The following is a 26,959-nucleotide window of genomic DNA, read 5'->3' as shown; positions in this document are numbered from 1 at the left end:
ACCTTCTGCTTGCCCGCTCGCCGGCATGTCGAGGCGCGCGGCGATGACGGCCGCGCTGAGCGCATCGCTGTCTTTCCGGCCGTCGGAATGCCTGGCCAATTCAGCCGCCAGCGCGGGACACCCGCCCGTTGAGCTGATCCAGCGCACCGAAGCGCAAGCGGTCGCCTTCATGCGCGGCGAGATGGACGAATGGTCCAGGATGGTTCGTATCGCCGATGACTTCACGCTGATGCAGCCGTTCGGCGGACCGGCCAGCCACGGCTTTGATGCCAGCCCCGAACGCCTGACACAGCTCGCCAAGTACTTCAGAAATGGCGATGCGAAACTCGAGCTTGTGCAGAGCTACGCATCCCACGATCTGGTGGTTCTCGTGATGATCGAGCGCCAGCATGGCGAGGTCGGCGGCCTGCCCGATCAGGACTGGTCACTCCGCGTCACCCAGGTCTATCGCAAGCACGGTTCGGAATGGCAGCTGGTCCATCGCCATGCCGATCCACTTGTCCGTCACGTCGGCCTGGAGACGGCCGCGGCCATCGCCCGCGGCGCGCGGCTCGGCGAAAAGTCCTGAGGCCGTCGCGTCTTCAGGCCGCCCGGACCGAACTCAGGAACTGGCCGACCTCGCGCTTGAGGCGGCTGCTTTCACCGGACAGCGATTTTGCCGCAGCGAGCACCTGGGACGAGGCCGATCCGGTCTCGCTGGCGCCTTGCTGCACATCGGCAATGTTGGAGGAGACCTGCTGGGTGCCGTGCGCGGCCTGCTGCACGTTGCGGGCAATTTCCTGCGTCGCCGCGCCCTGCTGCTCGACCGCAGCCGCGATCGCGGACGCAATTTCGGACATCCGCCCGATGGTATCGCCGATTTCCTTGATGGCGCCGACCGATTCCTGCGTCGCGGCCTGGATGCCGTTGATCTGCTGGCTGATCTCGCCGGTCGCCTTGGCCGTTTGCTCGGCCAGCGCCTTCACTTCCGAGGCCACGACGGCAAAACCGCGTCCCGCCTCGCCCGCCCGCGCCGCCTCGATGGTGGCGTTCAGCGCCAGCAGATTGGTTTGGCCGGCGATGGTGTTGATCAACTCGACCACATCGCCGATCCGGGCCGCCGCTTTCGCCAGCTCGCCGACGCGATCGTTGGTTCGCTGCGCCTGCTCCACCGCTTCAGAGGCGATCCGCGCCGAATCCTGCACCTGACGGCTGATCTCGTTGACCGACGATGCCATCTCTTCGGTGGCGGAGGCGACCGATTGCACGTTGGTGGAGGCTTCTTCGGAGGCTGCCGCCACCGTGGTGGCCAGTTTCTCCGAACGGTCCGCGTTCGAGGTCAGCGTGCCGGCCGATACTTCGAGCTCGCTCGAGGCCGTCGAGACGATCTCGACGATCTCGCCGATCATCGATTCGAAGTCGCGGGTAATCGTGTCGACGCGCTGGCCACGCTGGATCTTGGCATCGGCCTCCACCGCCGCCGCCTCATCGGCGGCCTTCTTGGCGATCAGGGCTTCCTTGAAGACCTGCAATGAACCTGCCATCGCGCCGATCTCATCGGCGCGCTCGATCGTCGGGATAGTGACATCATGGCGGCCGGCGGCGAGGTCACCGACGACGTCGGTCAGATTGGCGAGCGGCGTAATCACCCGGCGGCGCAGCATCATTGTGACGCCGGCGAGCACGCCGAGCAGTGCCACAACGGCAAGGCCTGCCAGCGCCAGCATCGTCAGCGCCCCATCGCGCGCGGCGCCGGCGCGTTCGGCGGCTTCAGCCAATGCCGCGTCGCGCACGGCAAAGAAGCTTTGCACCGCCGGCACAATCGTGGCGGCGAGTTCAACATCGGATTTGATTCCATAGTTGCCGTCGCCGCGCGCGGCCGACATCTCTTTCTCAAGCCAGGGCGCGGCCTTGCCGAAATAGAGATCGATCGCATCCTTCAGCGGTTTGACGAGCCTTGCCGGGCTGCCGATCTGATCCACGCCGGCTTCGATTCGCTCGCGATTCAGGTCCACGCGGCCCTGGGCACGGTCGAACGAAGAGATTTCGGCCACTGTCATTGGGCGGCGCGCGCTGATCGCAGGAGACATCGAAGCGGCGCGGCCGCCGGCGGAGATCCGCATATCCTGGGCTGTACGAGCGATGCTCATCAGCGCCGTCAGCGACGCGTCGGCGGTGGCCACCTGATTTTCAAGGCGGTTCAAGAGCGGTTCGACAATCGCGACGACCTGGGCAACGCCGGGCAGGAAGCCCTTGACCACCGCCGCATCACGCGCAGCCATGGGTACGACAAGCGCGCGATCGTTCGCGGCGCGAATATCGGCAAGCTTGGTCGCCGCCTGGTTGAGGCCCGCAACGATCGTGGCGCCATCGCTGAGGGCGCCGACCGCCGTCCGGGCGTTCGCGAAAGCGGCATCGGCCTGATGCACGGCCTTTGCAATCGCTTCGAGCTGAGCCGGGGTTGCGGTCCCATCCTGGAACAGCGGACTGAGATACGGCGCACGATAGGCCGCGACCTGTTGACCAACAGCCAGAACCGCGCCGAATGCCTCCACGGCCTTGATCGCTTCATTCTTGCTTGCAAAGGTACGATATTGCGGAACGAGAACCCCTGCACCAAGGATCACCGACAGGGCCGTCACCGAGAGCATTGATACCGCAAAGAGCCGACCGATTCGCATGTTCTGTTTCCGTTGCCGTGGAGACCGCCAAAATACGCAAACAGGGGCTAAGGCGGGCTTAATGGACGAACGGTATAATTACGGGAGTGCGCCGAGCCGCGAGCGTGAGGGCGCGCAATACTGCGCAACGACATTTGGCTCAGCCAAACGAAAACGGCCCGCCGAGGCGGGCCGTTTCAGTCTCAGTGTTTCAGTCTCAGTTAGGTATCGGTGTCGCTGGTTTGATCGGGCGCCAGCTTGGGATCTTTGTCACCCTTGCCGGGAGCCTGACTCTGCTGGCCCGGATTCTGACCGCCGCCCTGCTGTTGACCAGGCTTCTGACCCGGCGTTTGATTCTGCTGACCGGGTTGGTTTTGGTTCGTCATGTCGTTTCCTTTCATGGGAACGTCGTAACAACGGATCGAAGCCCGCGACGTTCCGATCAAAGAAAATCCGCAGTTCGCGTTGCCGCCACGATGTGACGGCGAGGCGGGCGCATTCGCGTTTGTCGCTTCCGTTCGTTTTGCCGCGTTCTGCGATTGCCCCGGATTGAGCGGCGATTGCCCTGGTGCGACGCGGCCCGCATGCACGAGGGTTCCGGAATCATCATACGAACACAGAAGCAACGCCCAATGACCAAGCGGGAACTGCTGCTTTGGGGCAACCATTGCCGATGCGAGCCATTGGTTCGCTGTCAAGGAAACGAAGGGACATCAAAAATGTCGAATGTAAACCGCAACAACTCGAATCAGAACTCTACGCAAGAAGCTGATAAAGAACGGGTCGACGTAGCGACCGCTTCATCCACTACCTTCCCCGCCGGCTTTCAGGCGCTTGCCACGGCGTACGGCGACTACACCAAGAAATCGTTTGAAGACACCAGGTCGTTCGTCGAGAAGCTCTCGGGCGTGAAGTCGTTCGAGAAGGCGATTGAAATTCAAACCGAGTACGCGAAGACGGCTTACGAAACATTCGTAACCGAGTCGCAGAAGATTGGCGCGCTGTACGGCGATCTTGCCAAGCAGTCCTACAAGCCATTCGGCGGCTTCGGCGTTGGGACCAATTCGACGAACCGATAGTTCTTGTAATTCGTTAGATCACTGCAAATCGAAAGATCTTGCCCCGCGATGTCAGAGCAACGTCGCCTGTGCATCGCGGGACCTTTTCCGATGCCCCTCAATTCGTTCATTTTTCCAGCATGCGAGAGACTGCGCTCGCAGCTGTCACGAGGAGCATCATGACCATATCCAATCCACGTTCCCGGAATCGCTCGCTCGATCCAGAGGAGGTCTTGGCCGTGAACCAGGCGTACGACCTTGCATGTCAAACGCTTCAGAACATCGGTCAGCTCGAAGTGGATCGTGAGATCATCGCCCGAAAGGTTTTGCAGGCCGCCGAGAGTGGCGAGCGCGACGCCGACAAAATATGCGCGCGTGCGATCCATGACCTGACCGCTTTCGATTACCGGCAGCATGGCACCTAGGGCCACCACCAACGGAAACGAGCGGGATTTAAGCGGCCAGAGGGAGTCCTGCAGGTGAATGCAGGACTCCCTCGTAGGCCTGACAAGACACTGGCGGCAGTCTGTCTTGCCCGGTTGCACTTTGGGGCCGTCTCAGTGCTATGCAGATGGCGCGTTGGCGGTGTCCATCTCTTCCTCATTGCGCCTACCCGCCGCCAAATCCATCTTCGGCGGTGGGATCTAAACTGTCTGTTCAATTTTGATCATGCGGGCAAATTTCCTGGCCGGCGTTTGCGATGACCGAAGTCGGGGCCATGGCCTCGGCTTCGAAACGGAACATGGTTTGCGTTTAATTTATTTCGGAACCTGAGCGATATTGACCAGCGCTCCCAATACAAGGCGAGCATGCTGGTTCCATCACCGCCCGCCTCGGCATCTTCCGGTGACTGAGAGCTTTGCGCTCCCGCCTGACTCAAAGGGTGGATTGCAATGACCGCTTACCCAGCCGCAATTCCGCTGCTCGCCATACAGCGCCTCCGCTGCCAAACATGTCAAACGCGCATGAACCTTGCGCAGATATCGCCTGGACCCACCGGGTTTGAGCTTCGCACGTTCGACTGTTCCAGATGCGGCAACGTCGAAAAAATCGTTATCGCGTCAGATCCCATGAAGTCCGGCGATGTTGGCTGGCTCGTTGGCGAACTGCGACCGCCGGCGTAACGTCATGAAACCGCCCGACTCGCCCGCAACGCCCCGATCGAAAACACTCGATCGCGCGCTTTCGCTTGTCGCGGCATTCATTGTCGCCGCCATCATAGCCGTCATCAGATACTGATCCCGCGGGGTCGAAACGACCATCGCCAGCAAATTGGGCCGCGTGGCGAGGCCTGGCCGGATTATCCGTTGGCGCGAGCCCGGCAGCGGATCGGCGCACGGTCCCGGCAGCAGCGACCTTGCCCACCACCGTATCGTTCCTGGCCGCAACTCCACGATAGAATAGCTCTATAGCTGCTATGTGCAGGCTTCGGTATCCCGATCGGGCGGTGTCGGCTAGAAGTACACGATGGGTTGATGCACTCGGTTTTCACCCCGCATCACGTCCTTCCCGACTTGTCGATATCCATGGAGTAAACCCGATGCGACTGCCAGCGATCATGGTTGCAGCTATTCTGATGACCGTCTCAGCAAATGCGAGCGAGCTGACCGGGACGCTGCAGAAGATCAAGGAGACCAACCGGGTCGTGCTTGGCATCCAGGAAGCCTCGGTGCCGTTCAGCTATCTGGACGGCGACCAGAAGGTGATTGGATACGCCGTCGATATCTGCATGAAAATCGTGGACGCGGTGAAGCAGGAGCTCAAGCTTTCCAGCCTGAAGGTCGAGACAAGCCCGGTAACGTCGTCCAATCGCATTCCGCTGATGATGAATGGAACGGTTGATTTGGTCTGCTCGTCCACCACCAACAATGCGGAGCGCCAGCGCCAGGTGGCGTTCACAAACTCGCATTTCCTGTCGGCGACACGCTTTGCGGCGAGGAAGGCCGACAACATCACCACGATCGACGCGCTGAAAGGCAAGCCTGTCGTCGCGATCTCAGGCTCGACCAATATGGTGCAGCTCACCCAGGCCAGTACCACACGAAATCTCGGCGTTGCGGTACTGGCCGCCAAGGACCAGGCGGAGGCGTTTCTGATGCTGGAGACCGGCCGCGCCGCCGCCTACGTCCTCGATGACGTGCAACTCGCCGTCGCGATCGCGCGATCGAAAGACCCGTCGGCCTACATCATCAGCGAAGAGGCATTTTCGAAGGCCGAACCCTACGGGATCATGCTGCGCAAGGATGATGCACCGTTCAAGACCGTAGCGGATCGCGCGACCGCTAACCTGTACCGCAGCCCCGAGATCGAGGTGATCTACAAGAAGTGGTTCGAATCACCGGTGCCGCCGAGCGGCCTCAATTTTCGCAATCCGATGCCGGTGGTTTTGCGCAACGCATTCGCAAATCCGTCTGACAGCGCGGACCCGGCAAGCTACGAGCGTTGACGGCGGCCGGGAAGAAGCGCCGTGGATTGCGGTCCCGTGAAGGTCCGCCTACGCACAGCGCCACACTCTAGACCTCGATCGGTTTGGCGCGTAGCGCTTCCTCAAATGCGCTGACGATGGCCTTGATCAGACGTCCGCTGATCCTGTCCTTCTGCCACAGCGCAGTCATCTCTACGGGTGACGGCTCCCAATCCGGCAGGACGGGAACGAGTGCGCCGGTTGCCATGGCATCCTCGATCAGGAATTTCGGCAGATTGGCGATGCCGAGACCGGCGCGGGCAGCGTCGACGAGAATGGTCTGGCGGTTTGCGGCAAAGCCGATCGCGGGACGTATGATGGCGCGCATCCCCTGAGCATCTTTCAGATCCCATTCGATGAGATCGCGGCGGATCGCGAGCGCCGGCAGCATTTCCAGATCTTGTGGCGTGCAGAGATCGGGATGTGCAGCGAGGAAGGCGGGGCTTGCGACCAAGGCGCGCGGCAAATCGGCGATTCTACGGAACATCAATTCGGAGTCTGCCACCGGCCCCATGCGAACCACGAGATCGTAGCCTTCCTCGATCAGCGAGACCCTGCGATCCGTGAGCGTCATCTCGATGGTAACGTCGGGATATCTGGTCTTGAAGCCGATCAGTGCGGGGCCAAGAACCGCGGTCGCCATATCAGGGGGAAGCGACAAGCGAACGGTGCCCGACAGCGCGACGCGCTCGTCCTGAACCTCGGCGACAGCCTGCTCAGCCAGCATGAAGGCAGACCGGCCGCGCTCGAACAGCTGCTGCCCCTGTTCGGTGAGTATCACGCCCTTCTTGGTCCGGCGCGCAAGCCTGACATTCAGGGTCTCTTCCAGCGCCGACAGCCGGCGCGAGAGCGTGGCCTTCGGGATGCCCGTCGCGCGTTCAGCTGAGGCGAAGCCGCCAGCTTGCACGATGCGGATGAACAGCGCGAGGCCGTCAAAATCACCGAAGGTTTTCATGTTTCATTTTTGGAACATAAGGTAGCAAACATCAAGTCTCCTCAGCAATTCGTTCCAAATGTAGCCTCCATGCGAGCAATAAGGCTCGCAACGGGCACCGGAGACTGGTTATGACCACGACATTCACCCGAAGAACTCGGCGCTTCTGCTGATCGACCACCAGGTCGGCACCATGCAGCTCATCAAGAATATCGACGTCGCGCGGGCCAAGCGCATGTCGCTCGTGCTGGCCAAGGCCGCCAAAATCCTTGGCATCCCGACCGTGCTGACCTCCAGCCAGGAGGATCGTTTGCAGGGGCCGCTGCTGCCGGAACTGAAGGACATTCTGCCGGACGCCTTCGAGAAGCGCGTCAAGCGCGAAGGCGTCGTCAACGCCTGGACCGACGCCAACTTCAAGGCGGCTGTGGAAGCAACGGGGCGGAAGAACCTGATCATGGCCGGCGTGACCACCGACGTCTGCCTCGTCTTCCCCGCCATCGATGCGGTGACCGAAGGCTACAACGTGCAGGCCGTGATGGACGCTTCGGGATCGCCGTTCGAATTGTCCGAGGACATGTCGCGCCGCCGCATGCAGGACGCCGGCGTCGTCCTGACCGCCACCAACACCATGCTCGCGGAACTGGCCCAGAACTGGGGCACGCCCCACGGTCAACAGCTGATCCAGTTGCTGTTCACCGAGGTGCTTCCGCCGATCCAGTCGTAACCGGTGACGAGACGTGTTTGTCAAAGAACGCGCGTCTCGATCCCACCACAGATCAAGAAGGCTGAACGGAACATGACCCAAAAACAGACGCCGATCGTCCATGCGCCCGCCGCAGGTGAGGCCAACAGCGCTTTCGGATTCAAACGCTATTTTCGCATCACACCCGAAGATACCGGCGGCGCGTTCTGCGTGTTCGAGGAGGAAGTCGAAGAAGGGGCAGGCCCTCCTTTGCACATCCACCATGTCGAGCACGAGATGTTCACGGTGCTGTCCGGGTCGGTGAAGTTTCACTGCGACGGGACGGAAGCCGTGGCTGAGGCGGGGACGACCGCGTTGATCCCGCCCGGCGCGTGCCACGCCTTCAAGGGCATCGGCCCCGGCACTTCCCGCGTGCTCGTCATGCTGTCCCCGGGAAAAGGCGAAGGCTTCTTCCGCGAGGTCGAGAAAGAAGGGCTGTCATCGAAGGACGGAATGGACCGGGTGAACGAGATCGCTGCGAAATACAGCGTCGAATTCGTCGGCCCGCCCCTCGACTGACCACCACCGGCGCCCGGCCATCCAGTCGTAACCACCGTTGAGGTCGCACGAAATCAGGACGGCTCATTCGACATGATCCCGGCTCAAACAACGCCGGGACCCCTGTCCACGAGTCTCAGCATGGAGTTGCCGAATGTTGAAAATTCTACGCGCAGAGCGCAGCCGCGGCTTCGAGCACGGATCGTTCAAGATCCGGCGCGTGCGGCCTGGCCTTGTCCTCGGATCGAACGCCGATCCGGCCTTCGGGCCGCTCGCGGTCCTCGATCACGCCAATCTTGGCGTCGGCACCGTGGTGCGCTTCCACGAGCACGTCAACGACGAGATCCTGAGCTACATGAGGCGCGGCACCATGGTGCATGAGGACTCGTCGGGCAACCGCGTGGCGCTATCGCCGGACAGGCTGATGATGATGAACGCGGGCCGGAGCTTCTGGCATGAGGAATCCGCGCCTTCAGACCCCATCGAAATGCTTCCGATCTTCATCCGCCCCCGCGAGGCGGATCTGCCCGGCGAAGTTCAGTTCCACGACCGCGACGACACTCTTGCCGACGGCAGCTGGCATCTCATCGCCGCGCCGGAGGCAAGCGACGCGCCGCTCAAGGTCCGCCAGCAGGTCACGGTCTATGACGCGCACCTGCCGGCCGGCCGCGAGATCGAGATCCCCCGGGCCGATGGCATGGATCAGCTGCTGTATGTCTTCGACGGAGAGATCAATGCCGGCACCGCACATCTTTTGAAGGGAGATGCACTCGCCGACGACGAGACCCCGCTTCCGGCCATCAAGGCCATTCGTCCCTCCACCCTGGTTGCCTTTCTCGTGGATCGCCATGCGCCCGCCACGCGAGCCGGCACCATCAGCGGCGGATGATCGGCGCAAAAAATGTCTACGCCCCTGCCCCAGCTTCCCGCACAGTCCGCCGAGGTGCAGCCGCCGCCATCCGAGCACACGTCGCATCCGAAAGCGGAACAGACAAAGGCGCCCACCTCGTGGGGCGCGCTCGGACGATTTGGCATCCCGCTGTTCGCGCTTGCGATGGTTCTGGGCTTTGTCACCATCGCGATCACGCGATGGGACCGGTGGACCGGCCAGGCTGCGGTTCAGGAAACCGACAACGCATACGTTCGAACGGAGATGACGCGCCTCGCGAGCAGGGTCGCAGGCATGGTGCGCACGGTCGCGGTCAGAGACTTCCAGCGTGTCAAGGCGGGCGACCTGCTGGCGGAAATCGATCCCGCTGATTATGCCGTCCAGGTCGCACAGGCCGAGGCCGCCGTTGCCGCAGCCAGAACGGCGCATGACAACCTCAATAACCAGATCGCGCTGCAGCGCGCCACGATTTCCCAGGCCGAATCGCAACAGGCATCTGCGGTGGCGTACGAAATTCAGGCACGCCAGGAACGCGAGCGGCAAGAGAAGCTCGCACAGTCAGGCTTCAGCACGCAGCAAAAAATCGAAACGGTCATAGCCGAGCACGTCAAGGCCCAGAATGACCTGCGGGCGAGCGAAGCTGCCGTGGACGCGCAGCGACGACAGCTCGACGTGCTGACCGGCACAAAGGCGCAACGCGCGTCTGACCTGCAGGCCGCCGAGGCCGCTCTCGCGGCAGCGCAGCTGCGCCTCGGCTATACAAGGATCACCGCGCCATTCGATGGCGTCGTCGGCGAACGCCAGGTGCAGCAGGGCGACTATGTGAACGTCGGCAGCCTGCTGATCGCGGTTACGGCGCTCCCCAAACTCCATGTGATCGCCAATTACAAGGAAACCCAATTGACGCGGGTGACCGAGGGACAGGCCGTCGACATCGCCGTCGATACGTTCCCCGGCGAGTTGCTGCGCGGGTATGTCGAGCGCCTCTCTCCCGCGAGCGGCTCGCAGTTCGCGCTGCTGCCTCCCGACAATGCGACGGGCAATTTCACCAAAGTGGTCCAGCGGATTCCGGTGCGGATCGGCTTTGCGCCGGACCAGAAGCTGCTTGAACGCCTGCGCTCGGGCATGTCGGTCACGACGCGTATCCATACCGAAGCGCCCCGAAATCAGCGGGCACAACCGTGAGCGATTCCGCGGAGACAGCCGATACCGGCCCCGCCGACAAGCCTGCTTCGCAGTACCGCCCACTCTTCGCGGTGGCCGCCGTCCTGTTGGGCCCGTTCATCGTCAGCTTTCACAGCCGCTTCTTCGCGATCGGGCTCGCCGACATCAAAGGCGCGCTGAGCCTGAGCTTCGACGAGGGCGCCTGGCTCAGCACGGCCGGAACCGCGTCACAGATCATGATCGCGCCGGCCGTCGCCTGGCTCGCATCCACGGTCGGCATCCGACGGCTGTTCGTTGCCCCGACGCTGCTCTACACCATCGTCTCGCTCGCCATCCCCTTCGTGCGCTCGTACGATGTGCTGCTTGCGCTGCACATCGTTCACGGGCTGTGTCTCGGCGTCTTCGTGCCGGCCACCATGATGGTGATACTGCGCAGCCTGCCACCCCGATGGTGGCTGCCAGCCATGGCGCTCTATGCGTTTCGCCTGGCATTCACGGCAAATGCCGGGATCTCGCTGGTTGACGTGTATGTTCAGGCCCTCGGCTGGCAATGGGTCTATTGGGGCGACGCGCTGCTCGCTCCCCTGATGGCCCTGTGCGCCTGTCTGGGCGCCCGTTCCGAGCCGATCAATTACGATCTGCTGCGCCGGGCGGACTGGGGCGGCATGCTGCTGTTCGGCGCAGGACTTACTTTGCTGTTCGCAGGACTCGATCAGGGAAATCGGCTCGGCTGGCTCTCCTCCGGCACGGTCCTCGCCCTTCTGTGCGGCGGCGCGGCGCTGATCGCGGCATTCCTGGTGAACGAGGCCGTCGTGCCGGAGCCTTGGGCCCAAGCGAGCGTGATCTTTTCGCGCAACATCGGACTGATGCTGCTCGCTGCTCTTTGCTTCATCGTGACCAGCCTGTCCAACGTCGCGCTGATACCCAACTTCCTCACGACCGTTCGGCAGTTGAGGTCCGAACAAATCGGCCCGCTGCTGCTGAATTACGTCGCACTGCCGCTCGTGCTGCTGGTTCCGATTGCCGTCGTCCTGCTGCGACGGATCGACGCCCGGTTCGTGCTGGTCCTCGGTCTCTCGGCATTTGCAGCCGCAGGCTTGCTCGGCACAAAGCTGACCAGCGACTGGGATCCCGCGGCCTTCGTGCCCGTCGCACTTTTTCAGTCTGCCGGTTACGGCCTGACGTTCCTTGCGATCATGGTGTATGCCTTCGCCAATGCCGATCCGGCTCGCGCGACGGCGTTCTCGGCCTATATCCAGGTCTTGCGCCTCGGCGGCGCGGAAATCGGCGTTGCGCTGATCACGACCTGGCTGCGTGTCCGCGAACAGACGTACTCAAACCTGCTCGGTCAACACGTCGTCGCCGGTGACGCCGGTGTAACGCAGGCCCTCTCTCGGATCACCGCGCCGTTCCTCAGCCATGGATCGGATATTGCAACAGCTCGGGGGCTCAGCACCTTGGCTGCTTTGGTCCGGCGCGAAGCCAATGTTCTCGCCTACATCGACGGGTTCTGGCTGACGTTCTGGGCTGCGCTTCTGGGGCTTATGCTGGTCGCATTGATGACGTCACCGCCGGAAGGCCCGTTCACACCCCAAACGCGGCATGCACCGGAGCGCGTACGGTGAGATATGCCCGTCTTTATCTGGGTTGTTGGATTCTGAAACTGGCGATCCCGGCATGACTCGAACATGCGACCTACGGTTTAGGAAACCGTCGCTCTATCCGGCTGAGCTACGGGACCGCGAACCCACCGAACAGGCAGGCTTCGCGATTCCATACCAGAGCGGAAGCCTGATCGCCAGCCTGCGATTGCGCCGTGATCTGGAACGCGCAACCGCAGGATTTCTGGTGATTCTGCCACCTGGAGCACCGTTCCGAGGGAGTCGAAACGGGGCTCCAGATTCTTGTTTTGACGCGTTTTCTTGACGCGCGAACCGGACACTTCGCTGGAAAACGCTCTACACCGTCGAAATCCCGTCGATCGGGCTGACATCGCCGACGAACCGCAGCAAGTCGGCCATGGTGAAATCGCCCGGTGTCTTGGAGGGCAGCGTCGGCTTCCAGTTCTTGCCCTTGAGCCAGAGATACGACTGGCGGTCGCCATGCACGAGGCCGACGAACACTTCCGAAATAATCGTGGCGCCCACCGGGCCGAGTTTTTCGCCGCCGCCGCGTTGCTCGGCCTCTTTGAGGATGTAGTACCAGAGCGGGGTGTGCTCGTGCAGGCCATGCTTCTTCGCCACCGCGCCGTCGGTGCCCTTGGCGATCTCGGCCGAAGTCAGCGGGTTTTTGATCCGCATCGCCTTGGCGACATCCTGTCCCGACGGCAATCCGAGCAGCACGCCGCGCTTCAAATTGCGGAACGGCAGGCTGCGGGTGGCGGCGGGGCCGCCGCCCGGGAGCGTATGCAATTGCGGCACCACGAACGGATCGAGCTTGCGCGAGGGATTGAGCCTGACGTCAGCCGGATTGGTGGCCAGCACTTCAAAGTAGCGCCGCCAGTCGATGATCCAGTTGCTGGAAAGCAATGGAATCGGCAGCGGAGGCACGACAGGATTCGGCGCGAGATCGCCGACAATGCCGCCGGACAAACCGGTGAACTTGAACAGCAGGTCGAGCGAGGCCGGGATTAGTCCGCCGGGACCGGGCGTGAAGATGCGATTGTGGCTATAGACCTCGCGCACCATGCTGTGGCCGAGCCGGTACGCGGCCCCGGAAAACTCGACGGGCATGTAGGGCGTCTTCTTGAAGCGATAGAAGCGGCGGCCCTGTTCGAGGATTTTCGCAACGATCCCCTTTTCGGTGATGCGCTCGACGAAATCGTGCAGCACCATCCACTGATAGTGCCAGGTCACGATCTGGCGGGCCTGCACGAATATCTCGTCGGCGGGCGTGCCCGCCGCAGCCAGCTGATCGCACACCTTGTTGTGGAATTTCAGCATCGCCAGATGCGTCTGCGCGACCACGAGGTTTTCGTCGTTGCGATGATCGCCGATCAGCGCGAAGCCTTCGGGACTGCGCGGCAGATCATTGCGAGGGGTGATGGTTACATTGCCGGCCGGCACGCTGATGGTCTTGCCTATCAACAGTTTCGGACCAGGACCCTTGCCATCGGGATCGCCAGGATTGCGCGCGTAAAGATGCCGGCTGCCATCCGGACCGAGGCCATAGACGTTGTCCAGATCGAGCGCGGGCGTACGGAAATTCTCGACCGCGTTGGGATCGGCTTCCTTTTCACCGAACGACGTCAGATCCAGCGTGATGTCGTGGTCGACGAACTGCCCGAGATAGGTGAAGCCGGCCGGCACCTTGGTATTGTTCCCGGCGGGATCGCCGGGGTTCGGGTCTTTCATCGCGTCGGCGAGTTCCTGCAGCGGCGTGTCATCGACCGCCAGCGGATCGAGGTTCGGAAACATCCGACCGAACATGCCGGGATCGTCGTGCCCGGAAAGCGTATCGAGAAATTGTCGGGTCGGATGACGGCCAGCTTTGCCATGGCCGGGCTGGACATTCACTTCTGTTGCCATCGCTTTCTCCAATCAAGAAATACCATGAGGAGAGGGGCGCCAGTTGAGTCGTCTCAGTTCCTTAAAATACGATTCGAAATTTCAGCATTGCCCCTCTGGGTGAATGACAACAGCTATAAACCTATAGATTGCGGCAGATTGTTGCGTGGTTCACACTTCGCCGCGAACTTGACTGCGGCAATAGCGCTCAGGGTCAATAGCGCTCAGGCGATCTCGAACTCTTTGCGGATTTCGGCGTCGGTGTAGAAGCAGATGCCGCCGTCGAGATCGTGGACCAGCCACTCACCGAGATAGACGATCTGCGCGCCGCTCCGCCGCTCGTGTCGAAGCTCGAGCTGTCCGTCGTCGCTGCGTTGAAGCGAGCAGCTCGACTGCACCCAGCTCGGCCATTCGTAGAGCGGCTGCCCGGTGAACCGCCAGGCGATCAGGGCCGTATTGCTGGGACGGGGCTTCAACGTGAGTGTGCTGTTCACAACGATCTCCGAAACGGTGACTTTTCGTAGTCTGACAACGCGCGGAAGTCATAAAGGTTGGGCGCGGTTCCCGGAACTTCGCCACGAGTCGGCCGTTTTTCCTATGCGTCTTTGGGATAGGTCCGGAATCATACGGGCACGTTGCGGCAGGCGCCGCAGCCGACCTGCCGGGCGGCCGCCGGACTGCGTCCCGAAAAATCAGGAGGATGAGAACCGGTCCCTACGCCTTGATGTTGTTCTCGCGCACGACCTTGCCCCATGCGCTGACCTGCTTGGCGAAGAACGTGCCGAAATCCTTGGCGTCGGCCAGCAGCAGCGTCATTTGCTGCGTCTCGCGCAGCTGCGCCGCGACCGCGGGGTCGCTCAGAATTTCGCGGACCGGCTTTGCGAGGCCGTCGATTACATCAGGCGGCGTACCCTTGGGCGCAAAAATGCCCCACCAGGCCAGCGTCTCGGAATCGGGATAGCCTGCTTCGATCCCCGTCTGCGTGTCCGGCAGCGATGGCATCCGCTCGCGCCCCAGCTGCAGGATGGGACGTAGCGTATTGGTCCCCAGCTGCGCCATGATCAGCGCCGCCGATCCCGCGATCAGGTCGACGTGTCCGCCGAGCACGTCGTTCATGGCCGGACCGCCGCCGCGATACGGCACATGCGTGATTTCCACGCCGGCCTGCTTCGCCAGCATCGTCATCGCGAGATGACCGAGCGTGCCGATGCCGACGGATGCGTATTTGATCGAGCCGGGCTCTTTTTTCGACGCGGCAACGATATCGGCAAACGTCTTGAACGGCCGGCCGGCGTTCGCCGCGATCACATAGGGCGCGGTGCCGACGAGAAACACCGGCATCAGGTCCTGCTCGACGTCGACCTGCGGCTTTTCGAGGATGGCAGGGATCACCGCGTGAGAATCGAAGGTCACCAGAAACGACGAACCATCCGGCGGGCTTTTCGCGACCGCCGCCGCGCCGAGCGAACCGGCGGCGCCCGACTTGTTCTCCACCAGTACGATACGGCCGAGCTTGGTTTGCAAATGAGACTGCAGCAGCCGCGCCAGCGCGTCAGTGGAGCCTCCCGGCGGGAATGGCACCACCAGCGTCATGTTCTTCGCCGCTTGCCCCAAGGCCAGCGACGGCGCGAAAGTGAATGCGGCCGACGCCGCCAGCATCGACCGTCGCGTGATCTTCTTCATTTCTATCCCCCCGATTGTTGCTGCGTTTGTTTTTTGTTTCGCAGGTCTATTGATTACCGAAGCCCGATCCCGGCTTTTTGTATTCCGGCCGCGGCGGACTGAAGATATCGAGCACGCGGGCGCCCTCCGGTCCGGCGCGCATGGTGTGCGGCACGTTTCCCGGCGTGCGCCAGAAATCGCCCTGCTTCACCGTGATTTCCTCATCGCCCTGCACCCGCACGGCCGAACCTTCGAGCAGCACGCCCCATTGCTCCTCGGGGTGATGATGCAGGGTGCCTTGCGAATGCGGCGCCAGCGTCACCACCGACAGCATGGCCTGCTCGCCGGCGAAAATGCGCGTGGTGAGACCCGGCGCGAGATCGCGAAACAGGCCGTCATCCGGGTTGTCCAGATTGTGAAACTCGTCCCTCTGACTCATCGTCGCTTCCTCAACGTCAGTTGTCCCAATGTCCGTTGCGTCTCGATCATGATTTGCCGTAGGAGCCCTGATAGCGGCCTTCGCGGATCGCCACCAACGTTTCCTCTTCTCGCCTGGTCTGGGCGCGCACCGCCTCGAGCAACGAGGGTGCGATCGCGGCCGGAAAGGACACCACGCCGTCCTCGTCCCCCACCACGATATCGCCCGGCGATATCACCGAGCCGCCGATCGAGACCGGCACGTTGATTTCGCCGGGGCCGCTCTTGTAGGGGCCGCGGTGAATGACCGAGCGGGCAAAGCATGGAAAGTCGGACGCGGCAAACGCGGCGACGTCGCGGATCGCGCCGTCGATCACATAGCCGGCAGCGCCACGATACTCGGCAATGTTCTTCATGATCTCGCCGACCAGCGCCCTGCTCTCGTCGCCGCCGCCATCGACCACGATCACGTCGCCGGGTCCAACCAGCTCAAGCGCCTTGTGAATGGCCAGATTGTCGCCCGGCCGGGTGCGGACGGTAAAGGCAACGCCCACCAGCCTGCCGCTGCGATGGAACGGCCGCAGCCCCACGGCGCCCGACAGCCGGGCAAGGTTGTCGCTGATGATCGATGTCGACGCGCTCCTGAATGCCTCGATCAACTCAGACGCCGGCTTTGGCACGCTATCCATGGCAATGGTGACGCTCATGCAGTTGGTTTCCCCTGATGCTTCTTCTTGTTCGCGGACATCTTTGATAGCGCCAAACCCGGGCAATCAAATACCTTTTTGCACAGATTGATATGCCAAAATTCTATTCCATTGGGCTGTATTGGAATCGGGATCGCGTGAGCTCGCCGGGAAATCGGCAGCCGGTCGAACGGATTTTCATCAGATGTGAGCTCGCGCCCCTTCGTTGTGCACGCTGTTCGGCGAAACCGCACCGGACCCGCACAGGGAATAAATGGCAAAGTCCTGCCACAATGCGTCAACAGGCTGACTGCGGCGCAGCCGCCTCCGACCGGCTTCCGCCCAATTGGGTCCAAACCCCTTTCGCGTTGAATTTCCAGAATAAATTCCAATGAACCGCCGGTGGGTTCCATCATTCACAGGCAAGAAATCAGCGCTGGAGAATCGCCGGGTTCCGGGGGTGACAAGGCCTCTCAAAATGGCGACAATCGGTTTAATCCATGACCGCAAATCAACTTTGGAACTCACGTTGAGGAAACTTCGTCCGTGATTGCGTTACCATCATCGCTGCTCGCTATCGCAGCCGTCGCCGGCCTCGTCGTGCTGAGCCCGGTGCATGCGCATGCGCAGTGGTGGCGCGGCACGCCGGTCGACTTCGAATCTTGCGCTGACGCCGCCGAGAAGGCGAAGACCAAGGAAGACAAGACGTCAGCGCTTGCCGAATGCAACGCGAAGTTCGCCGGCCGCCGCAAGCCTGGCGGCGGCTACACCTATTACGACTTCATGCAGGACCGAACCTTCGACATCGCGGGGCCCAACCCGACGCCGGAAGAGCAGAAGAAGATCGACCAGCAATATACCGCCTATCTGGAAAGCCAGCGCCGCAGCAGCATCGCGGCGGCCTTCACGGCCAAACAACAGCAGCAGCAACCGGAACCGCAACGCGACGTGCAGCAGGTGGCGCTGCGAACCGAGGTCGAAAAAATCCCGGTGCCGGTGGCAAGCCCGGTCAAGCAGGCCGCGCGCATCAAGGCTTCCAACTGCGCAAAAAATTCCTTCTCCTGCGAATGGCCGCGGCTGTCGCAAAGCATCGACGATTTGAAGAAGCTGTTCAACCCGCCGCCGACCAAGCCGAAGCGAAGCTGATTTCTTCCGTCGTCCCGGCGAAGGCCGGGACCCATAACCACCAGCGGTCATCGTTTTGCACGCTGGTTGTTGTCTTCCCCTTCCCACAATCGTGGCCGCGGCGTATGGGTCCCGGCCTTCGCCGGGACGACAACGTCAATCCGTCTTCACCATCGCGCCGTAGATACCGTCAGCATCAACAGGATCAGTTCGCAGGCACGCGCTTGGTCCGGCGCGGAGGCTTTGTCACTGGCGCGACCGGTCTATGGAGCCGCGTCGAGGCGGCCCGCTGCTCCTGCAGCCGTGCCTCATAGCCCGGCGACGGCGTCGCAACGGGCGGCACGGCATAAGCGGGAAGCACGGATACCCAGCCGAGAAAGGCGGCGATCGCCAGAGGTGCTGCGCGTGTCGGTTTCATGCCGCTTCTCCCAGTGAACGCTCCCAAGCAAAACTCGCGCAGCATCGGCGCCATTTCAAGGCAACCGACCGCTTCAGCTGCGGATCTGGTCCGGTGTCAGCCCCGGCGAGCCCTGGCCGGCGGCCTCGGCTTTGCGGATCAGTTCGACGACCCGGCGCGACAGCGGCACATCCAGCCCGCGCCGCTCGGCGATCTCGGTGATGACGCCCTGAAAATAGTCGATCTCGGTGCGGCGGCCGCGTTGCAGATCCTCCCACATCGAGGAGCGCGCTTCGGGATCGATCTTCATCGTCCGCCCCAGCACGGCTTCGAAGATCATATCCGGCAAACGCAATAAATGCGGCATCCAGCCCGCCGGCAGCGGCGTCGGCGAAACCGGCCTGATGCCCTCTGCGCGCATCGCCGCCAATCCTTCCGTCACCTGGTCGGCAAACAATCGCCGCCAAGGCCGTTGCGCGAGTTGGCGGCGCAGCGGCAGATCGGCCAGCGCATTGAGTGCGTTGTTCAGATTGAGCAGCAGCTTGCCCCATTGCACGCCGTCGATGTTGCCGGTCGGACGCATGTTCAATCCGGGCACTGAAAGCTTTTCGGCGGTACCGGCGGCGTCCTGTTCGATCACGATGTCGCCCGACGTCGCGCGATGAAACCGCCCCTCGCCTGCCGTGATCACATTGAACGGCACCATGCCGCCGAGCACGCGCCGGCCGGGCAAGCGATTGCGCAGCACCGCAACATTGCCGACGCCGTTCTGCAGGCTGACGACAATGACATCTGATGGAGCGTGCCGTGCGATGATATCCGCCATGTCAGCGGTATCGGCGCTTTTGACTGACACCAGCACCACGCCGGCATCCCCAAGGATTGCGGGATTATCCGACAGCGTGAGCTTCCTGGCATCAAGCGTTTGATCGAAGCCTTCAAAGCTCGTCGGCCGCAGGCCTTTGGCCTCGATCTCGGCGATCACGCGCGGGCGTGCCAGCAAGGCGACACGGCGGCCGCCGGCCGCCAGCATGCCGCCGACGAAGCAGCCGATGCTGCCCGCGCCCGCCACGCCAATCGTTCGGCCTGCGTTCATCTTCAATTGCCTCTATTGCCGGCCGTTCGATAGCAGAACCGGCGCCCGGTGCCTATCGAAGGCGCAAACGCTTATCCGGGCGCGCCTTGTAACCGTCATGGGCCACCGTTATGTTTCGCCCGGGGGCTGACACGCTGCAGGAGACTACCATGGGTTTACTCGACATACTCAACGGCATGCAGAACGGCCCGCGCGGCCCCGGCAACCCGAACGCGCAATCGGACAGCAAGGAGGGCATGTCGCCGATGACCATGGCGATCCTGGCTCTGCTGGCCTGGAAAGCCATGAAACATTTCGGCGGCAGTCAGCCCGGTGCAGCGCCCTCGGCGCCTTCTGCCCCGCCGAAACTGCCCGGTAACGTGACTGCGGGCCTGCCCGGCGGCTTAGGTGGTGCTTTGGGCGGAGGCGGCCTCAGCGATCTGATGAAGGGCGGCCTCGGCGGCTTGCTCGCTGGCGGCGCCGCCGGCAGCATCCTCAGTGGCGGTCTCGGCGACCTGCTCAAGCAGTTTCAGGAGAAGGGCCAGGGCGACGCGGCGAGTTCATGGGTCAGCAACGGCCCCAACAAGGAGATCGCACCGGGCGATCTCGCCAGTGCGCTCGGCGCCGACCAGATCGAATCGCTGTCCTCGCAGACCGGTATGTCGCGCGATGATCTGCTGCAGGGTCTCAGCCAGTATCTGCCCGACGTGATCAATCACCTGACGCCGGACGGAAGGCTGCCGGACGAGAACGAAATCTCAGGCCGGCTTTGATACCGCGGCGCGCTCGCGCGCCGCATTCTCCCTCATAGAACATTGCAAAGGACCATCACCATGGGTGGCATTATCTGGGTCATCGTCGTCGGCTTTGTCGCCGGAATTATCGCGCGCCTGCTTTCGCCCGGCCCCAACAATCCGAGCGGCTTCATCCTGACCACGGTGCTCGGCATCGCCGGCGCGTTTCTCGCAACCTTCATCGGCCAGGCGATGGGCTATTACAGTGCCAGTCAGGGCGCCGGCTTCGTCACCGCCACCATCGGCGCGCTGATCGTGCTGTTCATCTGGAACCGGCTGGTGGCCAGCCGCGTGATTTCGGATCCGGGTAATCGGTAACTATCCCGTCGTCCCGGCGAACGCCGGGACGACGAATAATTGCACGAGCCTCACAAAACCAAATGCATCCCCGCATCCATGCGCACGAACTCGCCGGTCATCTGTCCCGACGCCGGCGAGGCGAGGAAGCAGACGAGCTGCGCGATATCGTCAGCCGTTGAGGCCGTCTTCAGCGGCACTTTTGCAATCACCGAATCCCGTACCGCCTTGGCGCCGGCCTCGCCGCGGCCCTTGGTGAACCAGGGCGTATCGATGTAGCCCGGGCATACCGTATTGACGCGGATCAACGGCGCCAACGCGCGCCCCAGCGATTGCGTCATGGTGTTGAGCGCGCCCTTGCTCGCGGCATAGGCGACCGACGAGCCGCCGCCGGAAATGCCGGCCACCGACGACACGTTGACCACGGCGGACGCCCGCCCGGAGGCCTTGGCGCCCGCTTCGAGCTGCGCACGCGCGGCGCGGATCATCTGGAACGGGCCGATGGTGTTGACGGCATAGATGCGCTGGAAATCTTCCGCCGTCAGATCATCCATCTTGTCGTGCGGCACATGCTTGGTGGTGCCGGCATTGTTGACCAGCACATCGAGCCGTCCCCAGGATGCGGCAGCCGCGGCGATCTTCTTGCAATCCTCGTCGCGCGAGACGTCGCCCTGCACCACGATGACTTCGGCGCCCGCCGTGCGGCAAAGGTCAGCAGTCGCTTCGGCCTCGGCCTTGCTGTTGGAATAATTGACGACGATACGCGCACCGCCCTTGGCCAGAATGGCCGCGGTCGCAGCCCCAAGGCCGGATGCCGAACCCGTTATGATCGCGCACAAACCATCCTTCGACATCCGCATTTCCTCTTTTTGTTTTGAAACTTTGTTCGAACCTATTTCCGCGTCTACCATATCGCGCGGCAAAGTCCCTGCAAATCGGGAAATCCGTTGCGCGGAATTTATTCTTCGCCTGTCGCTCCGCATGCCGCCGCCGCAGGCAGCCCTGCGGGCAGCGCTTGTCAGGGCTATGGCTTTTCCGCATCATAAAGCGCAAGAAAAGACCGCACCCAAGCTTGGCGGAACAGCCGGGCCCAGTGCCAATAAGCTGTGCCAATCAAGATGAGGAACGCTGTGGCGGAGAGTGAGAACATCGTTGCCGAGACCGCGGAGAAGATCTTCGCCGATCTCGCCGACGCACAAACCATCAATCGCGACAAGGACGGCGCGTGGAAGGCCCCGCTTTGGCAGGCGCTGAGCGAGTCCGGCCTGCCGCTGTCCTGGGTGCCGGAGGATTGCGGCGGTTCGGGCGCGAGTCTTGCCGAAGGCTTTTCCGTTCTCAGCGCCGCCGGACGTTTTGCGGTCGCGGTACCGCTGGCCGAAACCATGCTGGCGGGATGGCTGCTGGCGCAGGCGAAAATCTCCTCGCCCGACGGCGAAATGACGGTCGCGCCCGCAAGCCCGAAAGACCGCATCACGCTCAACGCCGATGGCAGCCTGTCGGGCAAGGCCCGCGGCGTGCCGTTTGCGAAAGCCGCCAAACATATCGCGGTCGTCGTAAGCGATGCCAAGGGGCTCTCGATCGCGCTCGTTGAGGCAGCCAAATGCCGGATCGATGCCGGCCTCGGCCTCGGCGGTGACCACAGCGACACCGTGACCTTCGACAAGGCGCAGCCGATCACGACCCGGCCGGCGCCGAAAGGTTTTGAGCAAACCCATCTGATGCTGATGGGCGGCGTCGCCCGCTCCCTGCAGATCGCGGGTGCGCTGGAATCGATGCTGGAAATTTCCGTGCGCTATTCCAACGAGCGCGTCGCCTTCGAGAAGAAGATTTCGAAATTCCAGGCGGTGCAGCACAATTTGGCGCGGCTCGCGGGCGAGTCGGCAGCGGCGCTTGCCGCAGCGACCTCGGCCGCAGATGCCATCGCCAACGCCACTTCATTCAACGACGAAGTGTTCCTCGAAGCGGTATCCGCCAAAATCCGCTGTTCGGAAGCGGCCGAAAAGGGCGGCGGCATCGCCCATCAGGTGCATGGCGCGATCGGCTTCACTATCGAACACATCCTGCATCGCTACTCGCTGCGGGCGCTGGGATGGCGCGACGATTTCGGCTCCGAAAGCTACTGGGCGGTCGAGCTCGGCAAGCTTGTGGCTAACCGCGGCGCCGATGAATTGTGGCCGCTGGTGGCCTCGCGCTGATTTTTCATAACCGTTTGCCTGCATAGAGACGCACCATGACCGCAGCCCTCCGTTTCGATCCGATCCGCCTGCCGCCCGAATGCGAACAGCTTCGCAAGGAAGTGCGCGCCTTCCTTGCCGAAGAGATCGCCGCCGGCACCTTCGATCCGCACCAGCCCAACCGCGAAGACACCGACGCGCCGGAATTTTCCCGCCGGGTCGGCGCCAAGGGCTGGCTCGGCATGACCTGGCCGAAGAAATATGGCGGCCATGAGCGTTCGTTCCTCGAGCGTTATGTGGTCACCGAAGAGATGCGCGTCGCCAACGCGCCGACGCGGCGCTTCTTCGTCGCCGACCGCCAGAGCGGCCCGGTGCTGCTGAAATACGCGCCCGAGAACATCAAGATGGACATCCTGCCGCGCATCTGCCGCGGCGAGGTCTGCTTTGCGATCGGCATGAGCGAGCCCAACTCCGGCTCCGATTTGTTCGCGGCCAAGACCCGCGCCACCAAGACCGACGGCGGCTACCTGATCAACGGCACCAAGATCTGGACCTCCTCGGCCCATATCGCCGACTACATGATCGCGATCTTCCGGACGTCACCGCCCACGAAAGAGAACCGCCGCCACGGCCTGACCCAGTTCCTGGTCAAGATGAAGCAGCCGGGCATCGAGGTGAACCCGATCCAGCAGATCACCGGCCAGTACGAATTCAACGAAGTTGTTTTCACCGACTTCTTCGTCCCCGAAGATCACGTGCTCGGCGAAGTCGACGGCGCCTGGAAGCAGGCGACCTCGGAGCTCGCCTATGAACGCTCGGGCCCCGAACGTTTTCTCGAGACCTATTACGTGCTGACCGAACTGGTCCGCGCCGTCGGCAAGAACCCGGACACCCGGAGCGCCGAGGGCATCGGCCGCCTGGTCGCGCAGTTGCACACGATGCGGCGCATGTCGGTGTCGGTGGCGGGCATGCTGCAGGCCGGCAAGGAGCCGGTGGTGGAAGCTTCCATCGTCAAGGATATCGGCACGGTGTGGGAGCAGGCGCTGCCGCACCGGGTGCGCGACCTTGCGGCGTTCGTCGAGGAAACCGCAACCAACCGCGAGACGCTGGAAAACCAGCTTTCATTTGCGATCAAGACCGCACCAAAACTGACGATCCAGGGTGGCACCACCGAAGTGCTGCGCGGCATCATCGCCCGTGGGCTCGGTTTGCGCTAGCGCGCGGCCCGGCTTGCGCTCATTCAACGAGGAAACAAAATGACAAAATACACGGATATCGGCGTCGAGAAGCACGGCCATGTCGGCCTGATCGAAATCCAGCGGCCGCCGCTGAACTTCTTCGACATTTCGCTGATCAACCAGATCGCGGATGCGCTCGAGGAGTTCGACCAGGATATCGAAATCCGCGCGTCGGTTCTCGCAGCCCAGGGCAAGGCGTTCTGCGCCGGCGCCAATTTCAGCGATCCAAAGCGGCAGGAGCAGGAAGCCGCCGAGGCGGCAGCAGCCAAAAAGGGCGATCCCGCCGACAGCCTCGGTTCGATCAACAGTCTTTACCTGCACGCGGTGCGCATCTTCCGCGCCAAAAAGCCGATCGTGGCAGCCGTGCAGGGCGCGGCCATCGGCGGCGGCCTCGGTCTTGCGGTATCGGCTGATTTCCGCGTCACCTGCCCGGAGGCGCGCTTTGCCGCCAACTTCACCAAACTCGGTTTTCATCCGGGCTTCGGGCTGACGACGACGCTTCCCGAACTGGTCGGCAAGAACAACGCCGAACTGATCTTCTACACCAGCCGCCGCGTTACCGGCGAGGAGGCCACCAAAATGGGCCTCGCCAATATTTGCGTGCCGCAGGATCAGGTGCGCACCGAGGCCATGAAGCTCGCAGCTGAAATCGCCGAATGCTCACCGCTCGGCCTGCTCTCGACCCGCGCCACCATGCGCGCTGGCCTCGCCGACCGCGTGCTGGCCGCGACCAATCACGAACTCGCCGAACAGTCCCGCCTGCGTGCCACCGAGGACTTCAAGGAAGGCGTCAAGGCGACGGCCGAGCGAAGGGTCGCGAATTTCAAGGGGCGGTGAGGTCTTCTTACCTCTCCCCGCCTGCGGGGAGAGGTCGGATCGCCCTTGCGATCCGGGTGAGGGGGTACCGGTCTATCAACATGCACCAACTTTGCGGATAGAGCCCCTCACCCCAACCCTCTCCCCGCGAAGAGCGGGGCGAGGGAGCAGAGACACTACGCCTTCCCCACGACCAACGCATCGACAACCGTCACGCCCTGCCCCTCCGGGTGCACCAGCACCGGATTGATCTCGATCTCCGAAATTTTCTCGGCATATTGCGCGGCCAGCACCGACAGCTCTGAAATCAATCGCGACAGCGCGGCGACATCGGCCTTCGCCGCGCCACGAAACCCGTTCAGCAGCGGCGCGGCTTTCAGAGCTCCCAGCATCACCGTCGCCTCTTCCGCACTCACCGGCGCCGGCCGGTAGATCACGTCGCGAAACAATTCCGTGGTGATGCCGCCGAGGCCGACCATGATGACCGGCCCGAACACCTTGTCCGTCAGCGTGCCGACGATGATCTCGACGCCCTTTCTGGCCATCGGGCCGACCAGCACGCCCTGGATCGCGGCGTCCGGCCGGTGTTTTCGCGCGTTGTCGAGCAGCATGCCATAGGCCGTAAACGCTTCGCCCTTGGTCGCGATGTTGACGCGGACGCCGCCGACCTCGCTCTTGTGCGGGATGTCGCGCGACTGGATTTTCATGACCAGCGGAAAGCCCGCGCGTGCGATCGCGGCATCCAGTTCGCCTCGATCAGTCACCAGCATCTCGTCCGGCAGCGCGATGCCAGCGCCACGCAGCAAAGACTTGCTGTCGAACTCCGACAGCGCCAGTGATTTCAGATATGCGGAGAGATCGCGCGCGGGCAAGGCCGCCACATCCGCCGCTGGCGCCAGTCTGAAATTCGCAACTTCAACCAGCCGCCGCATCGCGACGCCGACATGCGTGAGGCCCGAAAACACCACGACGCCGGATTTCGCAAGCTCCGTCCGCGCGAACGTCGACGGCAGCGTGTAGGAATAAAACACGATCGGCTTGTTCTGCGCCGCTATCACCGGCTTCAGCTCGGCCTCCTTGAACGCCATCCGCACCTCGCTCGACAGCGACAGCACCACCAGGATGGCGTCGACCTCGTCGGAGGCGGCGAGCAGATCGATGCTCTTTTGCAATCCGCCGCTGCTGGCGCCTTGCGCGGTGACGTCGATCGGATTGCCCGCGGCGCCATAGGACGGCATCCACTTCCTGATTTCGCTTTGGATCGAAGGCGACAGCTCCGGAACCTTCAGCCCCTGCATCGAGACGGTATCGGCGCCCCAGATCCCGCCGCCACCGGACACGGTCAGCACCGCGACGCGGTCGCCCTTCGGCAGCGGATTCGTCGCCAGCACGGATGCGATCGTCACCGCCTCATCGAGATCGTTGGAGACGATAAAGCCATATTTGGCGAACACCGCGTCATAGGCGGCCGACCATCCGGCCATGCTGGCGGTGTGCGAGGCCGCGGCGCGCTCGCCCGCGCCGGAACGGCCGACTTTTGTGACGATCACGGGCTTTCGCATTTCCGCGGCGCGGCGCGCGGCGGCGAGAAATTTGTCGACGTCGCGGATGCCTTCGATGAACAGCAGGATCACATCGGTGGAAGGGTCCTGCACCATGTAATCCAGAAATTCGCCGGCGCCGAGATCGCTTTCATTGCCGGCGCTGACGCAATAGCTGATCGCAACACCGAGCGCCTTGGCGCGATGCTTGATGGCAAAGCCGATGCCGCCGGATTGCGCGACAATGGCGACCCGCCTTGTGGTCGCGACCAGCGGCACATGACCCGGCTTGACGTCGACCGTCGGGCTGAAGGTGGCCGCGACCTTCTGCACTTCGCTCAGGAAACCTTCGGCATTGGGACCTGAAATCCGCATGCCGGTGCGCTTCGCAATCGCTACGATCTTGTCCTGCATCGCGGCGCTGTCGCCGCCTTCCTCCGCAAAGCCCGAGGAGATGATGACGGCATTCTTCACGCCGACCGCGGCACATTCCTCCAGCGCGCCCACCACGGCGCGGGCGGGAATGATGATGATGGCGAGATCGACCGGCGCGCCGACCTCGGCGATGGTCTTGTAGCATTTCAGCCCGTCGATATCGGGGTAGTTCGGGTTGATCGGATAGATCCTGCCCGGATATTCGTTCTTGCGCAGCATCGATAGCAGCCGCCCCGGAATTTTCTCATGATCGCGCGAGGCGCCGATCAGCGCGATGCTGCCGGGCGCGAAGAAGCTGTCGAGCGGATGCGGCATGATTCAACTCCGTCATGGCCGGGCTTGACCCGGCCATCCACGTCTTCCTGATGCGCTGGACCTTAAAGACGTGGATGCCCGGGACAAGCCCGG

Annotated in this window: 27 protein-coding genes and 1 tRNA gene; 15 read left to right on the top strand and 13 right to left on the bottom strand. The window is 62.8% G+C overall.

Annotated elements, in window-relative coordinates; all coding sequences use genetic code 11:
- Positions 1–43: 43 nt before the first annotated feature.
- Positions 44–568, top strand: coding sequence for a YybH family protein (locus tag JQ597_RS18785; protein WP_249148005.1), 525 nt, complete (start codon positions 44–46; stop codon positions 566–568).
- 13 nt (positions 569–581) lie between these two features.
- Here the strand turns inward: JQ597_RS18785 and JQ597_RS18780 are convergent, their stop codons facing one another.
- Positions 582–2,660, bottom strand: a complete 2,079-nt coding sequence (locus tag JQ597_RS18780) for a methyl-accepting chemotaxis protein (protein WP_212265712.1) — start codon at positions 2,658–2,660, stop codon at positions 582–584.
- Positions 2,661–2,860: 200 nt separating this feature from the next.
- Positions 2,861–3,229: a hypothetical protein gene (locus JQ597_RS18775; RefSeq protein WP_212265826.1), complete on the bottom strand. Its 369-nt coding sequence runs from the start codon at positions 3,227–3,229 to the stop codon at positions 2,861–2,863.
- A gap of 129 nt (positions 3,230–3,358) precedes the next feature.
- Between JQ597_RS18775 and JQ597_RS18770 the strand changes: the two genes are divergently transcribed.
- From JQ597_RS18770 to JQ597_RS18760, 3 genes are all read left to right on the top strand, one after another.
- Positions 3,359–3,718, top strand: a complete 360-nt coding sequence (locus tag JQ597_RS18770) for a phasin family protein (protein WP_212265818.1) — start codon at positions 3,359–3,361, stop codon at positions 3,716–3,718.
- A gap of 158 nt (positions 3,719–3,876) precedes the next feature.
- On the top strand, positions 3,877–4,122 hold the full coding sequence (locus tag JQ597_RS18765; RefSeq protein ID WP_212265711.1) for a hypothetical protein: 246 nt from the start codon (positions 3,877–3,879) through the stop codon (positions 4,120–4,122).
- A 1,115-nt stretch (positions 4,123–5,237) separates the two neighbouring features.
- Complete coding sequence (locus JQ597_RS18760) at positions 5,238–6,143, top strand: amino acid ABC transporter substrate-binding protein (RefSeq protein WP_212265710.1); 906 nt, start codon at positions 5,238–5,240, stop codon at positions 6,141–6,143.
- Between the two features lie 67 nt (positions 6,144–6,210).
- On the opposite strand, the gene JQ597_RS18755 is transcribed toward JQ597_RS18760, so the two are convergent.
- A complete protein-coding gene (locus JQ597_RS18755; protein ID WP_212265709.1) occupies positions 6,211–7,116 on the bottom strand; it encodes a LysR family transcriptional regulator in 906 nt (301 codons plus the stop codon).
- Between the two features lie 172 nt (positions 7,117–7,288).
- Between JQ597_RS18755 and JQ597_RS18750 the strand changes: the two genes are divergently transcribed.
- From JQ597_RS18750 to JQ597_RS18730, 5 genes are all read left to right on the top strand, one after another.
- Positions 7,289–7,819, top strand: a complete 531-nt coding sequence (locus JQ597_RS18750) for an isochorismatase family protein (protein WP_249148003.1) — start codon at positions 7,289–7,291, stop codon at positions 7,817–7,819.
- Positions 7,820–7,891: 72 nt separating this feature from the next.
- The gene (locus JQ597_RS18745; protein ID WP_212265708.1) at positions 7,892–8,356 is read left to right on the top strand and encodes a cupin domain-containing protein; all 465 of its coding nucleotides are present in this window, start codon (positions 7,892–7,894) and stop codon (positions 8,354–8,356) included.
- Between the two features lie 133 nt (positions 8,357–8,489).
- On the top strand, positions 8,490–9,224 hold the full coding sequence (locus JQ597_RS18740; protein WP_212265707.1) for a pirin family protein: 735 nt from the start codon (positions 8,490–8,492) through the stop codon (positions 9,222–9,224).
- A 12-nt stretch (positions 9,225–9,236) separates the two neighbouring features.
- On the top strand, positions 9,237–10,409 hold the full coding sequence (locus JQ597_RS18735) for an HlyD family secretion protein (RefSeq protein ID WP_212265706.1): 1,173 nt from the start codon (positions 9,237–9,239) through the stop codon (positions 10,407–10,409).
- On the top strand, positions 10,406–12,013 hold the full coding sequence (locus tag JQ597_RS18730) for an MFS transporter (RefSeq protein WP_212265705.1): 1,608 nt from the start codon (positions 10,406–10,408) through the stop codon (positions 12,011–12,013). Before JQ597_RS18735 ends, JQ597_RS18730 begins: the two co-directional genes overlap by 4 nt.
- A 39-nt stretch (positions 12,014–12,052) precedes the next feature.
- On the opposite strand, the gene JQ597_RS18725 is transcribed toward JQ597_RS18730, so the two are convergent.
- From JQ597_RS18725 to JQ597_RS18700, 6 genes are all read right to left on the bottom strand, one after another.
- Positions 12,053–12,129 (bottom strand) — tRNA-Arg (locus JQ597_RS18725).
- 217 nt (positions 12,130–12,346) lie between these two features.
- Positions 12,347–13,915, bottom strand: coding sequence for a peroxidase family protein (locus tag JQ597_RS18720; RefSeq protein WP_212265704.1), 1,569 nt, complete (start codon positions 13,913–13,915; stop codon positions 12,347–12,349).
- Positions 13,916–14,118: 203 nt separating this feature from the next.
- Positions 14,119–14,388: a hypothetical protein gene (locus tag JQ597_RS18715; protein ID WP_212265703.1), complete on the bottom strand. Its 270-nt coding sequence runs from the start codon at positions 14,386–14,388 to the stop codon at positions 14,119–14,121.
- A 220-nt stretch (positions 14,389–14,608) separates the two neighbouring features.
- Positions 14,609–15,577 carry a tripartite tricarboxylate transporter substrate-binding protein gene (locus JQ597_RS18710; protein ID WP_212265702.1) on the bottom strand — a complete coding sequence of 323 codons (969 nt, stop codon included), beginning with the start codon at positions 15,575–15,577 and terminating at the stop codon, positions 14,609–14,611.
- A 46-nt stretch (positions 15,578–15,623) separates the two neighbouring features.
- Positions 15,624–15,995 carry a cupin domain-containing protein gene (locus JQ597_RS18705; protein WP_212265701.1) on the bottom strand — a complete coding sequence of 124 codons (372 nt, stop codon included), beginning with the start codon at positions 15,993–15,995 and terminating at the stop codon, positions 15,624–15,626.
- Between the two features lie 46 nt (positions 15,996–16,041).
- Complete coding sequence (locus JQ597_RS18700; protein ID WP_212265700.1) at positions 16,042–16,680, bottom strand: RraA family protein; 639 nt, start codon at positions 16,678–16,680, stop codon at positions 16,042–16,044.
- A 528-nt stretch (positions 16,681–17,208) separates the two neighbouring features.
- Here JQ597_RS18700 and JQ597_RS18695 point away from each other — a divergent pair.
- Complete coding sequence (locus JQ597_RS18695; protein ID WP_502754523.1) at positions 17,209–17,805, top strand: hypothetical protein; 597 nt, start codon at positions 17,209–17,211, stop codon at positions 17,803–17,805.
- Between the two features lie 184 nt (positions 17,806–17,989).
- Here JQ597_RS18695 and JQ597_RS18690 read toward each other — a convergent pair whose 3' ends face one another.
- Complete coding sequence (locus JQ597_RS18690; RefSeq protein ID WP_212265825.1) at positions 17,990–18,202, bottom strand: protein-tyrosine phosphatase family protein; 213 nt, start codon at positions 18,200–18,202, stop codon at positions 17,990–17,992.
- A gap of 73 nt (positions 18,203–18,275) precedes the next feature.
- Positions 18,276–19,277 (bottom strand): 2-dehydropantoate 2-reductase, encoded by a 1,002-nt coding sequence (locus JQ597_RS18685; RefSeq protein WP_212265698.1) that lies wholly within the window; start codon positions 19,275–19,277, stop codon positions 18,276–18,278.
- Positions 19,278–19,426: 149 nt separating this feature from the next.
- On the opposite strand from JQ597_RS18685, the gene JQ597_RS18680 reads away from it, so the two are divergent.
- Both JQ597_RS18680 and JQ597_RS18675 read left to right on the top strand, forming a co-directional pair.
- Complete coding sequence (locus JQ597_RS18680) at positions 19,427–20,029, top strand: YidB family protein (protein ID WP_212265697.1); 603 nt, start codon at positions 19,427–19,429, stop codon at positions 20,027–20,029.
- Between the two features lie 60 nt (positions 20,030–20,089).
- Positions 20,090–20,368 (top strand): GlsB/YeaQ/YmgE family stress response membrane protein, encoded by a 279-nt coding sequence (locus tag JQ597_RS18675; protein WP_192736510.1) that lies wholly within the window; start codon positions 20,090–20,092, stop codon positions 20,366–20,368.
- Positions 20,369–20,418: 50 nt separating this feature from the next.
- Here JQ597_RS18675 and JQ597_RS18670 read toward each other — a convergent pair whose 3' ends face one another.
- Positions 20,419–21,201: an SDR family NAD(P)-dependent oxidoreductase gene (locus JQ597_RS18670; RefSeq protein ID WP_212265696.1), complete on the bottom strand. Its 783-nt coding sequence runs from the start codon at positions 21,199–21,201 to the stop codon at positions 20,419–20,421.
- 276 nt (positions 21,202–21,477) lie between these two features.
- On the opposite strand from JQ597_RS18670, the gene JQ597_RS18665 reads away from it, so the two are divergent.
- The 3 genes from JQ597_RS18665 to JQ597_RS18655 are packed head-to-tail and all read left to right on the top strand — an operon-like array spanning position 21,478 to position 24,596.
- Positions 21,478–22,542 carry an acyl-CoA dehydrogenase family protein gene (locus tag JQ597_RS18665; RefSeq protein WP_212265695.1) on the top strand — a complete coding sequence of 355 codons (1,065 nt, stop codon included), beginning with the start codon at positions 21,478–21,480 and terminating at the stop codon, positions 22,540–22,542.
- A 35-nt stretch (positions 22,543–22,577) separates the two neighbouring features.
- Positions 22,578–23,738 carry an acyl-CoA dehydrogenase family protein gene (locus JQ597_RS18660; RefSeq protein WP_192736508.1) on the top strand — a complete coding sequence of 387 codons (1,161 nt, stop codon included), beginning with the start codon at positions 22,578–22,580 and terminating at the stop codon, positions 23,736–23,738.
- Between the two features lie 39 nt (positions 23,739–23,777).
- On the top strand, positions 23,778–24,596 hold the full coding sequence (locus JQ597_RS18655) for an enoyl-CoA hydratase/isomerase family protein (protein ID WP_212265694.1): 819 nt from the start codon (positions 23,778–23,780) through the stop codon (positions 24,594–24,596).
- 155 nt (positions 24,597–24,751) lie between these two features.
- On the opposite strand, the gene JQ597_RS18650 is transcribed toward JQ597_RS18655, so the two are convergent.
- The gene (locus JQ597_RS18650) at positions 24,752–26,866 is read right to left on the bottom strand and encodes an acetate--CoA ligase family protein (protein WP_212265693.1); all 2,115 of its coding nucleotides are present in this window, start codon (positions 26,864–26,866) and stop codon (positions 24,752–24,754) included.
- Positions 26,867–26,959: the final 93 nt, after the last annotated feature.

The sequence above is a fragment of the Bradyrhizobium sp. AUGA SZCCT0177 genome (assembly GCF_018130125.1).
Lineage (GTDB): Bacteria > Pseudomonadota > Alphaproteobacteria > Rhizobiales > Xanthobacteraceae > Bradyrhizobium.
Note: the sequence above shows the minus strand (reverse complement) of the source record. Positions and strands in the feature narration are given on the sequence as shown.

Coding starts and splice junctions, on each gene's coding strand:
- JQ597_RS18785 (WP_249148005.1), top strand. CDS start 44: ATGACGGCCGCGCTGAGCGCATCGCTGTCTTTCCGGCCGTCGGAATGC.
- JQ597_RS18780 (WP_212265712.1), bottom strand. CDS start 2,660: ATGCGAATCGGTCGGCTCTTTGCGGTATCAATGCTCTCGGTGACGGCC.
- JQ597_RS18770 (WP_212265818.1), top strand. CDS start 3,359: ATGTCGAATGTAAACCGCAACAACTCGAATCAGAACTCTACGCAAGAA.
- JQ597_RS18765 (WP_212265711.1), top strand. CDS start 3,877: ATGACCATATCCAATCCACGTTCCCGGAATCGCTCGCTCGATCCAGAG.
- JQ597_RS18760 (WP_212265710.1), top strand. CDS start 5,238: ATGCGACTGCCAGCGATCATGGTTGCAGCTATTCTGATGACCGTCTCA.
- JQ597_RS18755 (WP_212265709.1), bottom strand. CDS start 7,116: ATGAAAACCTTCGGTGATTTTGACGGCCTCGCGCTGTTCATCCGCATC.
- JQ597_RS18750 (WP_249148003.1), top strand. CDS start 7,289: ATGCAGCTCATCAAGAATATCGACGTCGCGCGGGCCAAGCGCATGTCG.
- JQ597_RS18745 (WP_212265708.1), top strand. CDS start 7,892: ATGACCCAAAAACAGACGCCGATCGTCCATGCGCCCGCCGCAGGTGAG.
- JQ597_RS18740 (WP_212265707.1), top strand. CDS start 8,490: ATGTTGAAAATTCTACGCGCAGAGCGCAGCCGCGGCTTCGAGCACGGA.
- JQ597_RS18735 (WP_212265706.1), top strand. CDS start 9,237: ATGTCTACGCCCCTGCCCCAGCTTCCCGCACAGTCCGCCGAGGTGCAG.
- JQ597_RS18720 (WP_212265704.1), bottom strand. CDS start 13,915: ATGGCAACAGAAGTGAATGTCCAGCCCGGCCATGGCAAAGCTGGCCGT.
- JQ597_RS18710 (WP_212265702.1), bottom strand. CDS start 15,577: ATGAAGAAGATCACGCGACGGTCGATGCTGGCGGCGTCGGCCGCATTC.
- JQ597_RS18705 (WP_212265701.1), bottom strand. CDS start 15,995: ATGAGTCAGAGGGACGAGTTTCACAATCTGGACAACCCGGATGACGGC.
- JQ597_RS18700 (WP_212265700.1), bottom strand. CDS start 16,680: ATGAGCGTCACCATTGCCATGGATAGCGTGCCAAAGCCGGCGTCTGAG.
- JQ597_RS18690 (WP_212265825.1), bottom strand. CDS start 18,202: ATGAAACCGACACGCGCAGCACCTCTGGCGATCGCCGCCTTTCTCGGC.
- JQ597_RS18685 (WP_212265698.1), bottom strand. CDS start 19,277: ATGAACGCAGGCCGAACGATTGGCGTGGCGGGCGCGGGCAGCATCGGC.
- JQ597_RS18680 (WP_212265697.1), top strand. CDS start 19,427: ATGGGTTTACTCGACATACTCAACGGCATGCAGAACGGCCCGCGCGGC.
- JQ597_RS18675 (WP_192736510.1), top strand. CDS start 20,090: ATGGGTGGCATTATCTGGGTCATCGTCGTCGGCTTTGTCGCCGGAATT.
- JQ597_RS18670 (WP_212265696.1), bottom strand. CDS start 21,201: ATGTCGAAGGATGGTTTGTGCGCGATCATAACGGGTTCGGCATCCGGC.
- JQ597_RS18660 (WP_192736508.1), top strand. CDS start 22,578: ATGACCGCAGCCCTCCGTTTCGATCCGATCCGCCTGCCGCCCGAATGC.
- JQ597_RS18655 (WP_212265694.1), top strand. CDS start 23,778: ATGACAAAATACACGGATATCGGCGTCGAGAAGCACGGCCATGTCGGC.
- JQ597_RS18650 (WP_212265693.1), bottom strand. CDS start 26,866: ATGCCGCATCCGCTCGACAGCTTCTTCGCGCCCGGCAGCATCGCGCTG.